The organism is Terrabacter sp. LjRoot27, from assembly GCF_964254175.1.
GTDB lineage: Bacteria > Actinomycetota > Actinomycetes > Actinomycetales > Dermatophilaceae > Terrabacter.
The window spans coordinates 2,296,588-2,308,559 of record NZ_CAXUSS020000001.1 but is presented as its reverse complement, the minus strand read 5'-3'; the positions used below and the strand labels follow the sequence as shown (position 1 = coordinate 2,308,559).

Sequence of the window (11,972 nt, the reverse complement as noted above, 5' to 3'; positions counted from 1 at the left end):
CCTCGAATCAGTGAACGTCTGTTGAGGGACCATTCTCCACCCGCGAGCGGCGTACATGTGACGCGAGGGCGTCGCGCAGCTGGTCACTGGCGAGCCGGAGGCGGTCGCGGCCGGGTGCGGAGGCGTCGACGGCGAGCCGGAACGGCACGCCGAAGTCGACGAGCAGACGCGAGCGGAAGGGCGGCCAGTCGTCTTTGGTCGCGCCCTGGACGCGCGTGCCGCTGACCGCCACCGGCACGATCTGCGCGTCGGTGCGCAGCGCGATCCAGGCGGCCCCGTGGTTGACCTGGTGTACCTCGCCGTCTCCCCGGTTTCCCTCGGGGAAGATCCCGACCGCTCCCCCACCCTCGAGGACGGCGCTCGCCGAGGCGAGCGCTGCACGGTCACCGACGGAGCGGTCGATGGGGATCTGGCCGACGTTGCGGATCGTCCAGCCCCAGAAGCCGGAGAAGGCCTCCTGCTTGACGAGGAAGCTGACGGGGCGGGGGGCCATGCCGAAGACGAGGGGTCCGTCGAGGAACGCAGCGTGGTTGGCCACGAGGATGACGGGCCCGGTGAGCGGCACCCGCTCGAGGTGCAGGGCCGTGCCGCGGTAGAGGGTGCTGAAGATGACCTTGCCGATCGGGCGGCCGATCCGGGCCCGGTTCGGGTGGGGAGCGACCGCCTGGCTCACGCCCGGGCCGCCTCGACCACCTGGAGCACCGCCTCGACCGAGCCCTCGAAGTCGAGGTGCGAGGTGTCGATCGTCGTGACGCCGTCGGCGGCGACGGTGAACTCCGACACGGCGGAGTCGGCCTTGTCACGGTCGACGATCTGCGAGCGGGTGGCGGCGACGGCGTCGGCGTCGTCGGCGCCGTGCAGCTCCTTCGAGCGGCGCGCCAGCCGCGCCTCCTCGGAGGCCGTGAGCAGGATGCGCACGGGAGCGTCGGGGGCCACGACGGTCGTGATGTCGCGGCCCTCCGCGACGACGCCGCCGGTGGCCGCGGCCGCCTCGGAGATGAGGCGGCGCTGCAGGACCCGGAGGATCTCGCGCACGGGGATCACCGTGGCGACCGCGGAGACGTTCGTCGAGATGCCGGTCTCTCGGATGGCCGCGGCGACGTCGGTGCCGTCGACCTCCACCGTCGGTGCGTCGGGATCGGTGCCGATGACGAGCGGGAAGCGCTGTGCCGCAGTGGTGATCGCGTCTGCGTCGGCGAGGTCGACACCCTCGTGGAGGCACCACCACGTGAGCGCGCGGTACATGGCGCCGGTGTCGAGGTAGCCGTAGCCGAGCGACCGTGCGACCTGCTTGCTGACGCTCGACTTGCCGGACCCGGAGGGACCGTCCACGGCGACGACGAAACCGGACAGGGGGTCCTCGGGGGTCTGCGGCATGCGGACGAGGATAGTGCCTCGTCCCGGCCGCTCCCGGACCTGCCCGGGAGCCGGGACCCTCAGTCGTGCACGCGCCAGCCGAGCCGGGCCAGCTCGGCCCGCAGCGGCTCGACGGAGGCCGGGACCACGGAGATCTCGGCGACGCCGACGGCCTGCCCGAGCCCGTGCTCGAGGTGGAGGTCCTCGAGGTTGATCCCGGCGTGGCCGACGTCGGTGAGCAGCCGCGCCAGCGATCCCGGCTCGTCGGGGACGACGACCGAGACGACCTCGTACGCGGCCGGAGCGGCGCCGTGCTTGCCGGGGATGCGGGCGTGGCCGAAGTTGCCGGCCTCGAGGACTCGGCTCAGGGTGCCGAGCGACCCGGCGCCGTCGGCGTCCACGAGCGCGTCGAGGGCCCCGACGACGTCGTCGACCTGGTCGCGGACGTGGCGCAGGACGTCGCGGACGGCCGCTGCGTTGCCGGCGAGGATCTGGGTCCAGAGCCGTGGGTCGCTCGCCGCGATGCGGGTGACGTCGCGCAGACCCTGCCCGGCGAGACCGACGGCGGACTCGGGCAGCTCTCGCAGGCACGCCGCGACGATGCTCGCCGCGAGCTGCGGCACGTGCGAGACGGCCGCCACGGCCTCGTCGTGCTCGTGGGCCGGCATGACCCGCACCGCGGAGCCGACGGCGATCGCGAGGTCCCTCACGCGGCGCACGGCCGCCTCGGTCGACGCCTCGTGGGGCACGACGACCCACGCCCGGCCGTCGAAGAGGTCGGCGCGCGCGGCCGCGGCACCCGAGCGCTCGCGACCGGCCATCGGGTGGGACCCGACGTAGCGGCTCGCGTCGGCGCCCGAGTCGAGCACGACGCGGAGCACCGACTCCTTGACGGAGGCGACGTCGGTGACGACGGCGTCGGGCCAGCGCCCCAGGGCCTCGACGACGACGCGCGCCGCGACGTCGGGCGGGGCGGCGACGACGACGACGTCCGGCGCGTCGCTCACGTCCTCGGCCATCTCGCCTGCCCGAAGGTCGCGTGCGAGGCGGACTGCCGTCGGGGACGGGTCCGCCAGCGACACGCGAAATCCGTTGTTGGACAAGGCGATACCGAGACTGGTCCCGATCAGCCCAGCGCCGACGATGCGGACGTGCGTGCTCACCCCGTCAGCGTAGCGAGCGGGTCGTCCCAGGGCCGGGACGTCCGGATCACAGACCGGCGGCCTTGTAGAGCGCCCCGATCTCGGCCTTGTTGAGCCGTCGGGTGCGCCCGGACTTCAGGTCGGCGAGACGGATCGGCCCCACCTCGGTGCGGACGAGCTCGAGGACCGGGTGCCCGACGGCCTCGAGCATCCGGCGCACGACGTGCTTGCGACCCTCGTGCAGGACGACCTCGACCATGGCCTTGCCCGGCTGGTGGTCGACGATCCGGAACGAGTCGACGCTGACGGGACCGTCCTCGAGCTCGACGCCCTCACGCAGACGCTTGCCGACGTCACGCTGCACGGGGCCGCGGATCGTCGCGACGTACGTCTTGAGGACGCCGTATGCCGGGTGCTGCAGTCGGTGGGCGAGGTCGCCGTCGTTCGTGAGCAGCAGCAGGCCCTCGGTGTCGGCGTCGAGGCGCCCGACGTGGAAGAGGCGCTGCTCGCGGTTGCCGACGTAGTCCTCGAGCGAGATGCGGCCGAGCTCGTCGTGCATCGTGGTGACGACGCCCTTGGGCTTGTTGAAGGCGAGGTAGACGCGGTCCTCGTCGAGGTTGACCCGCACGCCGTCGACGTGGACCACCTGGGTCTGCGGGTTGATGCGCACCCCGAGCTCGGTCACGACCTGGCCGTCGACCTGGACGCGTCCCTGCTCGATGAGGTTCTCGCAGACGCGCCGCGAGCCGACACCGCCGGCGGCCATGAGCTTCTGCAGGCGCACGCCGTCGGGGTCGTGGACGTCGATCTCGGGAGCGGCCTTGCGGTCCGGCAGCCTGGTGGGCTGGCTGGCCTTGGTCGATCCGGCGAAGCGCGGGCCGGAGGACTTGCCGCCGCTCTTGCCGCCGCCGGTCTTGCCGCCCGACACGGGCCGGCCGCCGCGGCGGGCGCCACCGACGCTTCCCGGGCCCCCGGAGGGCCCGGAGCCCTTCTTGCGCGGCTGGCGGGGGGATCTGGAGTACTCGCTCATGCGTGTCCTTCCTCGATGAGCTCGTCGATGACGTCGGCGTCCGGGAGGTAGGGCGCCAACGCCGGGAGGTCGTCGAGCGACGACAGTCCCATCCGCTGGAGGAAGTAGGGGGTCGTGCGGAAGAGCATGGCACCGCTCTCGCCCACGTCCTCGACCTCCTCGATGAGGCCTCGCGAGGCCAGGGTGCGCACGACGCCGTCGACGTTGACGCCCCGCACGGCACTGACCCGCGCGCGGGACACGGGCTGGCGGTAGGCGATGACGGCGAGCGTCTCGAGCGAGGCCTGGGTCAGCTTGGCCTGCTGGCCGTCGAGGACGAACTTCTCGACCACGGGCGCGAAGTCGGACCGGCTGTAGACGCGCCACCCACCCGCGACGCTGCGCAGGGTGAACCCGCGCTGCGCGGCGGCATACTCCTCCTCGAGGGCGTGCAGGTGGCCCCGCACGTCGTCGACGGGCAGCTCGAGCGCGGACGCGAGGGCGACCTCGGTCACCGGCTCGTCGACGACCATGAGCACGGCCTCGAGCGCCGAGCGGGCGCCACCCGGGAAGTCGTTGATGTCGAAGGCGATCTGCTCGTCGGCACCCTCGCGGTCACCGAGCCCCTCGGGCTCGACGGTCGCGTCGGGCCCCTGCGCCGACTGGTCACTCATCGTCTGCTCCTCTTCGTGCGGTGGCGTCGCCACCCGTCTCCTCGGTGTCGTGCATGGACGCGTCGCCGGCTGGCTCGTCGTCGACCGCGTCACCCTCGGTGCCTGCGTCCTCGTCGTCCTCGTCGACCTCGTCGTCCTCGTCGAACTCGTCGTCGATGGCGATGTCGCCGTCGTCGGTGCCGGTCCAGCGGATGTCGAGCTCGCCCAGGGCCTCCGCCTGCTCGAAGGCGATGGCGGCCTCCTTGAACAGCTCGAGCAGGGCGAGGAAGCGCGCCACGATGACGAGGGTGCTGTCGGCGTCGGCGACGAGGCTGCGGAACGAGACCTGGCCGCGGTGGCGCAGCCGCTCGACGATGATCGCGGCCTGCTCCCGGACGCTGACCTGGGGGGCGTGGAGGTGCTCGAGACCGACCGTCGGCACCACCTTCGGCGTCATCGCGCGTGCCGCGATCATCGCGAACTGCTCGGGCGTGATCGCGATGACGAGCTCGGGCAGCAGGGCGGCGAACTCCGGCTCGAGGCCGGCCTGGCGCGGGGTGATGCGCCCGGCCGTGGCCATCCGCTCGCGGAAGGTGGCGGCGATGTCCTTGTAGGCGCGGTACTGCAGGAGCCGGGCGAAGAGCAGGTCGCGGGCCTCGATGAGGGCGAGGTCCTCGTCGTCCTGCGGGCCCGACTGCGGGAGCAGGCGCGAGGCCTTGAGGTCGAGCAGGGTCGCCGCGATGAGGAGGAACTCCGACGCCTGGCCGAGGTCCCAGTCGCTGTTGGCCGCCTGGGCGGTCTTGATGTGGGCCACGAACTCGTCGGTGACCTTGGCGAGGGCGACCTCGGTGATGTCGAGCTTGTGCTTGCTGATGAGGCCGAGCAGCAGGTCGAAGGGCCCGGAGAAGACGTCGAGGTGGACCTCGAACGGCGCGGCCGAACGGCGCGTGATGACACCGCCGGGGGTCAGCTCCTCCGGCGCCGTCCGGCGAGGCACCGCGGCGAGCGTGAGGTCGTCGGGATCGCCGGTCGCTGAAGGCTGGGCGGGCTGCCCGGGCTGGGAGGGCTGGGAGGGCACGGCAGCGTCGTCGGCGTCGACCGCGGTGCGGTCGACGGTGTCCTGCTCGGTCATCAGATCACTGCGGATCAGGCCGCGCCGCCGCGCGCGATGAGCTCACGGGCGAGCTGGCGGTAGGCGTTGGCACCGGAGTGCTCGGACGAGTAGGACGTGATCGGCTCGGCGGCCAGCGTCGCGTCGGGGAACTTCACGGTGCGGCTGATCACCGTGTGGAAGACCTGCTCGCCGAAGTGGTCGACGACCGAGCGCACGACCTCCCGGCTGTGCAGCGTGCGGCTGTCGTACATCGTGGCGAGGATGCCGTCGACCTGCAGGCGCGGGTTGAGGCGGTCGGTGATCTTGTCGATCGTGTCGATGAGCAGGGCGACGCCGCGCATCGCGAAGAACTCGCACTCGAGCGGGATGATGACGCCGTGCGCGGCCGTCAGCGCGTTGACCGTGAGCAGGCCGAGCGAGGGCTGGCAGTCGATGAGCACGAGGTCGTACTCGTCGACGACGGGGCGCAGCACGCGGGCGAGGATCTGCTCGCGGGCGACCTCGCCGACGAGCTGGACCTCGGCCGCGGACAGGTCGATGTTGGCCGGGACCAGGTCGAGGTTGGGCGTGCGCGTGTGCTGGATGACGTCGTGGATCTCGTGGCCGCGCTCGATGAGGAGGTTGTAGATCGTCGTGTCGAGCTCCTGCGCGTTGACGCCCAGCCCGACCGAGAGCGCGCCCTGCGGGTCGAAGTCGATGACGAGGACCTTGCGACCGAGCTCGGCGAGCGCGGCGCCGAGGTTGATCGTCGTCGTCGTCTTGCCGACGCCGCCCTTCTGGTTGCACATGGCGATGATGCGCGCGGGACCGTGGCTCGAGAGCGGCGCGGGGTTCGGGAAGTCCGGCAGCGGCCGGCCGGTCGGGCCCATGGCGCCGGAGCCGGCGGACTCGGTGCCCGGCAGGTGCGCGACCCGCGGGGAGGCACTGACCGGACTCTGTCGGGGCTGGTCGAGGTCCTCGGACGGCACGGACTGCATGGTGTCGTGTGACTCCTCGTTCACCGGGTGTTCCACTCCGCTCGGCCTTGCCCTGGGATGCTGCGGTCAGCCTCGCGCTGATCACGTGTGACCTTATCAGCGGGCACGGGGGTGGGCGCCCGCATAGACCTCGCGGAGTCGGTGCACCGAGACCATCGTGTAGATCTGCGTCGTCGTGACGGAGGCGTGCCCGAGCAGCTCCTGGACGACCCGGACGTCCGCCCCGCCGTCGAGCAGGTGCGTGGCGAAGGAGTGGCGCAGCGTGTGGGGGGACACGTGCTCGGTGAGGTCGGCCCGCTCGGCGGCGCGCCGGATGATGGCCCAGGCCGACTGCCGCGAGAGCCGGGCGCCGCGCTGGTTGAGGAAGAGCGCCGGACCCCCCTTGCCGTGCGTGGCGAGGGCCGGTCGACCTCGGACGAGGTAGGCCGTCACGGCCTCGACCGCGTAGCGCCCGACGGGGACGACGCGCTCCTTGCCGCCCTTGCCGTGCAGCCGGACGGACGCCACTCCCCCACCCGTCGGTGCGGTGCCGGAGGTGTCTGCGGGGCCGGCGGTCTCGATGTCGTCGACGTCGAGGTCGACGGCCTCGCTGATGCGCGCGCCGACGCCGTAGAGGACCTCGAGGAGTGCGCGATCGCGCAGCGACTCGGGCGTGTCGCCGACGGATGCCGCCGCGAGCAGCCGCTCCACGGCCTCGATCGGGATCGCCTTGGGCAGCCGGGCGGGTGGCTTGGGCGGGGCGACGTTGGCAGCTGGGTCGCCGGCCACCTCACCCTCCAGCGCGAGGAAGCGGTGGAAGCCACGCACGGCGACGAGGGTGCGCGCCGCGGAGGAGGCGGCGAGCCCGCGCTCGCGCAGGGACGCGAGGAAGTCGGTGACGTCGGCCTCGGTGACCCGGCTCGCGTCGTCGATCCCCTTGGCGGCCAGGAACGCCGCGTAGGAGCGCAGGTCGCGGGCGTAGGACTTGAGGGTGTTGTCCGACGCGCCCTTCTCGACGCGGACGTGGTCGAGCCACCCGCGGACGTCGCGCTCGAGGCGCGAGGGACGTGCCGCGGGTGGCTCGGTGAGGACCTGCTCGGTCAGGAGAGCGCCTCGTCGAGACCGACCGACGCCATGCCGTGGGCCTCGGCGACACCGGCGTAGGTGACGTGCCCGTCGTGCGTGTTGAGCCCGAGGCCGAGCGCGTGGTCGGCGCGCAGGGCGTCGCGCCAGCCCTGGTTGGCGAGCTTCACGGCATACGGCAGGGTCGAGTTGGTCAGGGCGTAGGTGGAGGTGTTGGGCACCGCGCCCGGCATGTTGGCGACGCAGTAGAAGACCGAGTTGTGCACCGTGTAGGTGGGGTCGGCGTGCGTCGTGGCGTGGCTGTCCTCGAAGCAGCCGCCCTGGTCGATGGCGATGTCGACGAGCACGGAGCCCGGCTTCATCTGCGACACGAGCTCGTTGGAGACGAGCTTGGGAGCGGCCGCGCCGGGGATGAGCACGGCGCCGATGACCATGTCGGCCTCCTGGACCTGCTGCTGCACCGTCAGACGGTTCGAGGCCAGACCGTGGACCTGGTTCTCGTAGCGCCAGAAGGACATCCGCAGCTTGTCGAGGTCGGTGTCGAGCAGCGTGACGTCGGCGCCCATGCCGAGGGCGATGTTGGCGGCGTTCTGGCCCGAGACACCGGCGCCGAGGATGACGACCTTGGCGTTGGCCACGCCGCCGACACCGCCCATGAGCACGCCGCGGCCGCCCTGGGCGCGCATCAGCGCGTGGGCGCCGACCTGCGGAGCGAGGCAGCCGGCCACCTCGGACATCGGGTAGAGCAGCGGCAGCGCACCGGACGGCAGCTGAACGGTCTCGTACGCGATGCCCGTGACCTTGCGCTTGACGAGCTCCTCGGTGAGCGGCTTGTCGGCCGCGAGGTGCAGGTACGTGAAGAGGGTCAGGCCCTCCCGCATCCGGTGGTACTCCTCCGCCACGGGCTCCTTGACCTTGAGGACCATGTCGGCCTCGCCCCACACGTCGTCGGCCGAGCCGAGGATGCGCGCGCCGGCCGCGACGTAGTCGTCGTCACTGATCTGCGAGCCGACCCCGGCGTCCTTCTCGACGATGACGTCGTGACCGTTCTCGGTGAGCTCGTGGACTCCCGAGGGCGTGATGGCGACGCGGTACTCGTGGTTCTTGACCTCGCGGGGGATGCCGACCTTCATGCTGCTGCACTTCCTTCCGGACTGACTCGGCCACGGCGCCGTTGCCGTGGTGAGAAGAGGCCCGCAGGGGCCGCGAGGCCACTGTATCCGTGGGCGTCACGGCCCGGTCACGACCTCGTGCAACTGCCTCCGACCGGCCTTGGACCCGTGCCACAGTGTGCTCACCGCCAACCGCGGTCGACGAGCTCGGAGAAGGAGGGGTCGTGACCGATCCGCCGGGGCACGAGGGATACACCTGGCCGGTGGCGCCGGCCGGTTCACGGCCGCCGAGGCCGCCGAGGCCCTCGAGGCACCCGAGGGCGGAGGGGCCCGTGCTGACACGGCGCCACGGCGTCGTCGCCGGCGCGGTCTTCGCCGTGCCTGCCGTCTGGGGACCGACCTTCCAGGGCGTGGAGCCACCCGGGGCGTTCGTGCTGCTTGCGATCGGCCTCGCGGTCGCCGCGGCGGCCTCGGCCTTCCCGGCACTGCGCTCGTTCGCGGGGGGCTTCGTCGTGGGCTCCCTGGTGGGCGGGTTCGCCGCTTTCATCGCCCTTGTCGTGTTCTTCGTCGTCGTCTTCGCCAACATGGGTCCGTGAAGCTCTACGCAGACACCCCCGCCCGCCGCACCCGACAGCTGCTGTCCGACGTGCTCATGCTCCTCTGGATCGGTCTCTGGGCGTATGCCGGTCGCCAGGTCCACGACACCGTCGAGCAGCTGCGTGCCCCCGCGGACTCGATCACGTCGGCGGGCCAGTCGGTCAACGGCGCCCTCACGGGCGCGGGCGACCAGGCGGGGCAGCTGCCCCTCGTGGGTGACCAGCTGAAGACGTGGCTGACCCAGGCGGCCGGATCGGGCACGACCCTGCAGGAGGCGGGGACGTCGATGGCCGACACCGTCGACACGCTCGCCCGGGGACTCGGGTTCGGCACGGCGCTCGTGCCGATCCTGCTCGTCCTCGTGGTCTGGCTCTACGTCCGGGTTCGCTTCGTGCGCAACGCGACCCAGTCGCAACGCTTCATCGACGCCGGCGAGGACCTCGACCTCTTCGCCTTCCGTGCGATGGCGACACAGCCGATGCGCGCACTCGCCCGTGTCTCCGACGACCCGGCGGGGGCGTGGCGACGCCAGGACCGTGACGTCATCCGGGAGCTCGCCCTGCTCGAGCTGCGCGACCAGGGTCTGCGCCCGCCGCCCGGCACCTGACCTCGCCACGCGCCTGGTCGCGCGGGGCGGTCGGTCGGGGGCTCGGTCGGGGGCTCGGTCGGGGGCTCGGTCGGGGGCTCAGTCGGCGCGGGTGACCTGCGGCACGAGGTCCTCTGCCGGCGGGGTCCACGCGTCGGCGGAGGCCGGGACCTGCTCGCCGCTGCGGATGTCCTTGACCTCGTCACCGGACTGCCCCGCCCCGGGGAACCAGACGTACGGGATCCCGCGACGCTCGGCGTAGCGGATCTGCTTGCCGAAGCGGGCCGCCGACGGGGCGACCTCGCAGGCGATCCCGCGCCGGCGCAGGGCCGTGGCCACCGCGACGGCACCCTCGCGCGACTCGTCGTCGGTCAGCGCGACGAGCACGGCGGCGGGCGTGGACCGCGACGCGGTGACGAGCCCACGGCCGATGAGCAGGCCGAGGATGCGGGTCACGCCGATGGAGATGCCGACGCCCGGGTAGGTGTTCTTGCCGTCGCTGGCGAGGGCGTCGTAGCGGCCGCCGGAGCAGAACGAGCCCCACGACTCGTGGCCGACGAACTGGGTCTCGTACACCGTGCCGGTGTAGTAGTCGAGGCCGCGCGCGATGCGCAGGTCGGCGACGAGCTTGCCGGGGGCGTGGGCCATGCCGGTGCGGATGACGTTGGCGAGGGAGTCGAGCCCCTCGTCGAGGAGCGGGTGCTCGACGCCGAGGGCGCGGACCTGCTCGACGAAGCCGAGGTCGGTCGAGCGGATCGCGGCGAGCGCGAGGCACTGGTCGGCCTGCTCGTCCGTCGTGCCCGACTCGACGAGCAGGGCCTTGACCTTCTCGGGGCCGATCTTGTCGAGCTTGTCGACGATGCGCAGCGTCCCGATGACGTCGGTGATGCCGATGCCCTGGTAGAAGCCGTTGGGGATCTTGCGGTCGTTGACCTGGATGACGAACTCGCCCACCGGGAACCGGCTGAAGACGTCGGCGATGACGAGCGGCATCTCGGCCTCGAAGTGCGGCGAGAGCGAGCCGACGTCCACGACGTCGATGTCGGCCTGGGTGAACTCGCGGTAGCGACCCTCCTGGGGCCGCTCCCCGCGCCACGCCTTCTGGATCTGGTAGCGGCGGAAGGGGAAGGCGAGCTTGCCGGCGTTCTCGAGGACGTAGCGTGCGAACGGCACGGTCATGTCGAAGTGCAGGCCCCAGCGGGCGTCGTCGTCGCTGCCGCCGGCCAGGCGGGACACGGCGTAGATCTCCTTGTCGGCGTCCTCGCCCTGGGCGCTGAGGCGCTCGATGGGCTCGATGGACCGGGTCTCGACCGACGAGAACCCGTGCAGCTCGAAGGTCTCCCGGATGACGTCGAGGAAGCGCTGCTCGACGATGCGCTCGGACGGGAGGTACTCGGGGAAGCCGCTGATCGGGGTGACCTTGCCGGACTTCGAGGCGGGACGCGTGCTCACGCGGGCAAGTCTCTCAGGTAGGGGTTGGTGGCGCGCTCGTGGGCCATCGTCGTCGCCTGGTAGTGGCCCGGCAGCACGAGCGTCGTGTCGGGCAGCGGCAGCACCACGTCGCGCAGGCTGCGCTGCATCGCCGCCGGGTCGCCGCCCGGCAGGTCGGTGCGTCCCACCGAACCGGCGAAGAGCACGTCGCCGGTCACCATCGTCCGGTCCACGTCCACCTGGTCGCGGATGCCGTCGGGCACCCGGTCGATCCCGAACATGACCGAGCCCTCGGTGTGCCCGGGTGCGTGGAGCACGTCGAGCTCCAGGCCGGCGAGCGTCAGTCGGGTGCCGTCGGTGATCTCGACGACGTTGGTCGGCTCGGTCCACGTCGCCGCGGCGCCGAACTGCTGCTCGAGCATGGCGATCAGGCCAGGGTTGCTCTGTCCCAGCAGGTCGTGGAGCCGGTAGCGGTCGTCGGCATGGATGTAGGCGGCGGTGTCGGACCCGCAGACGGGCGTCACGGAGTAGACGTGGTCGACGTGCCCGTGCGTGAGCAGCACCGCGGCCGGCCGCAGCCGGTGCTCCGCCAGCACCTCGCGCAGCGTCTCCTCGACCCCGATCCCCGGGTCGACGATGACGCACTCCTCCCCCGCGCCGGGGGCGAGGACGTAGCAGTTGGTGTCGAACGCCCGGGCCGGGAAGGCAATGGTCAGCACGCTGGGAGCCTAGCGACGACGCGCGCCGGGGCACGCGGCATACGTGCTCGGGAGTGGGGACGGACGACCGCGGGTATGCCGTCAGCGGGGGTTCCGGGCGCAAATCCGCGCGTCGGAGGGGAGATGTCACGGACTCGTGACCCGTCCCGCTGCGTGCGCACCGCAGTCGTTCCATAAAATGACCGAACGCCCGGGGACAGCCCATGTGGCCCGT

The 11,972-nt window shown here is 72.1% G+C and carries 13 protein-coding genes; 2 read left to right on the top strand and 11 right to left on the bottom strand.

The genetic code is table 11. The annotated features are described in order from the left end of the window. Positions 1 to 7 precede the first annotated feature (7 nt). The 9 genes from ACSQ2D_RS10840 to ald all read right to left on the bottom strand — a co-directional run bounded on the left by ACSQ2D_RS10840 (position 8) and on the right by ald (position 8,446). Positions 8 to 673 (bottom strand): lysophospholipid acyltransferase family protein, encoded by a 666-nt coding sequence (locus ACSQ2D_RS10840; RefSeq protein WP_435985956.1) that lies wholly within the window; start codon positions 671 to 673, stop codon positions 8 to 10. Continuing rightward, a complete protein-coding gene (gene cmk, locus ACSQ2D_RS10835; protein WP_435985955.1) occupies positions 670 to 1,377 on the bottom strand; it encodes a (d)CMP kinase in 708 nt (235 codons plus the stop codon). Before cmk ends, ACSQ2D_RS10840 begins: the two co-directional genes overlap by 4 nt. 59 nt (positions 1,378 to 1,436) lie before the next feature. Beyond that, positions 1,437 to 2,519 carry a prephenate dehydrogenase gene (locus ACSQ2D_RS10830; protein WP_435985954.1) on the bottom strand — a complete coding sequence of 361 codons (1,083 nt, stop codon included), beginning with the start codon at positions 2,517 to 2,519 and terminating at the stop codon, positions 1,437 to 1,439. A gap of 46 nt (positions 2,520 to 2,565) precedes the next feature. After that, complete coding sequence (locus tag ACSQ2D_RS10825; RefSeq protein WP_435985953.1) at positions 2,566 to 3,528, bottom strand: pseudouridine synthase; 963 nt, start codon at positions 3,526 to 3,528, stop codon at positions 2,566 to 2,568. Next, entirely contained in the window at positions 3,525 to 4,181 is a 657-nt protein-coding gene (gene scpB / locus ACSQ2D_RS10820) for an SMC-Scp complex subunit ScpB (RefSeq protein ID WP_435985952.1), read from the bottom strand. The genes ACSQ2D_RS10825 and scpB overlap by 4 nt, the downstream gene beginning before the upstream one ends. Next, positions 4,174 to 5,292: a segregation and condensation protein A gene (locus ACSQ2D_RS10815; protein ID WP_435985951.1), complete on the bottom strand. Its 1,119-nt coding sequence runs from the start codon at positions 5,290 to 5,292 to the stop codon at positions 4,174 to 4,176. The genes scpB and ACSQ2D_RS10815 overlap by 8 nt, the downstream gene beginning before the upstream one ends. A gap of 14 nt (positions 5,293 to 5,306) precedes the next feature. After that, complete coding sequence (locus ACSQ2D_RS10810; RefSeq protein ID WP_435987847.1) at positions 5,307 to 6,143, bottom strand: ParA family protein; 837 nt, start codon at positions 6,141 to 6,143, stop codon at positions 5,307 to 5,309. A gap of 204 nt (positions 6,144 to 6,347) precedes the next feature. Beyond that, entirely contained in the window at positions 6,348 to 7,334 is a 987-nt protein-coding gene (xerD, locus tag ACSQ2D_RS10805; RefSeq protein ID WP_435987846.1) for a site-specific tyrosine recombinase XerD, read from the bottom strand. Further along, positions 7,331 to 8,446 carry an alanine dehydrogenase gene (gene ald, locus ACSQ2D_RS10800; protein ID WP_435985950.1) on the bottom strand — a complete coding sequence of 372 codons (1,116 nt, stop codon included), beginning with the start codon at positions 8,444 to 8,446 and terminating at the stop codon, positions 7,331 to 7,333. Before ald ends, xerD begins: the two co-directional genes overlap by 4 nt. Before the next feature lie 311 nt (positions 8,447 to 8,757). On the opposite strand from ald, the gene ACSQ2D_RS10795 reads away from it, so the two are divergent. Next, a complete protein-coding gene (locus ACSQ2D_RS10795; RefSeq protein ID WP_435985949.1) occupies positions 8,758 to 9,021 on the top strand; it encodes a hypothetical protein in 264 nt (87 codons plus the stop codon). Further along, the gene (locus ACSQ2D_RS10790; protein ID WP_435985948.1) at positions 9,018 to 9,629 is read left to right on the top strand and encodes a hypothetical protein; all 612 of its coding nucleotides are present in this window, start codon (positions 9,018 to 9,020) and stop codon (positions 9,627 to 9,629) included. The genes ACSQ2D_RS10795 and ACSQ2D_RS10790 overlap by 4 nt, the downstream gene beginning before the upstream one ends. A gap of 78 nt (positions 9,630 to 9,707) precedes the next feature. On the opposite strand, the gene hisS is transcribed toward ACSQ2D_RS10790, so the two are convergent. Both hisS and ACSQ2D_RS10780 read right to left on the bottom strand, forming a co-directional pair. After that, a complete protein-coding gene (hisS, locus tag ACSQ2D_RS10785; protein ID WP_435985947.1) occupies positions 9,708 to 11,060 on the bottom strand; it encodes a histidine--tRNA ligase in 1,353 nt (450 codons plus the stop codon). Beyond that, positions 11,057 to 11,758: an MBL fold metallo-hydrolase gene (locus ACSQ2D_RS10780; protein WP_435985946.1), complete on the bottom strand. Its 702-nt coding sequence runs from the start codon at positions 11,756 to 11,758 to the stop codon at positions 11,057 to 11,059. The genes hisS and ACSQ2D_RS10780 overlap by 4 nt, the downstream gene beginning before the upstream one ends. Positions 11,759 to 11,972 lie beyond the last annotated feature (214 nt).